At 34.7% G+C, this 885-nt stretch carries 1 protein-coding gene; it reads left to right on the top strand.

What is annotated here, in order from left to right:
• Positions 1-198 (top strand): hypothetical protein (locus H5202_RS23490; RefSeq protein WP_220493997.1); only part of this gene is annotated, 198 nt, incomplete at its 5' end.
• Between the last annotated feature and the right edge of the window lie 687 nt (positions 199-885).

Here is an 885-nt window from a genome sequence, read left to right as displayed (position 1 = left end):
CGAAAAGGAATGACGCAGGACGGGTGGGCTGCAGGAGGGGAGAAACATTTTGGCTATATCGTTCCTACTTTAATTAATGCTAAAAATAGCTATGGTGGTTATACCGGTTCACAAAGATATTATTTTCTCTTTTCAAATGGGCAAGTAATGGATGTTACTTCAATGATTAATTCAGGAATGGGTAAAATACTGGATTAAAACTTCGGCTAACATGGAATGGAGCAACGGTTTGGTGTAACAATCAACTCATTCAATACTCGTACAACCCGCGTATACAGGCGTCTTAGATGTAGGTGGTAGGGTTCAAATCCCTCCCCCTACGCCACATTAAAACGAAATTGAGTGAATCTGTGAAGTTAATCCACTACATAGAGATTATTCGGAATCTAAACGTTCGATGATTGGTAAACTGGCATACTTGAGTCACTGAATTTACAACTAATTTACAAGCTTTTATCCCCAAATGAGTCAGAGGCTTAATATTCAAAACTTCGGCCGAGCAATACATATCTGTTTTTTGTACAGTTATAATTAATTTGTGTCAAAAACAGTGTTGTTTCTAGTTATGTAATTGCGAAAATTCTCGATTTTACCTAAAGGATAATCCTATCTATTTGAATTAGCTAATTTTTGTTAACGTTTCAGATCTACATAACGAGTTTGTATTATTCTCAATTATCTAAATTCTCGCTTTTGCCTAGACTAAAAGATGATTGATTCGGGTTATTTAAGCTGATAAGTTACTAAAATTATTAATAATTAAAGTAGTATGGATGTTGAGTTTTGGCGGACTTTCTGATAAATTATCTAGAGTCATCTGAAATCCTTTTTTTGTTGCCTAAAAGCGTATTAGCGATAATTCCGATAAACATCTTGAAAAGCTCA

The sequence above is a fragment of the Shewanella sp. SG41-4 genome, assembly GCF_014164505.1.
Lineage (GTDB): Bacteria > Pseudomonadota > Gammaproteobacteria > Enterobacterales > Shewanellaceae > Shewanella.
Note: the sequence above shows the minus strand (reverse complement) of the source record. Positions and strands in the feature narration are given on the sequence as shown.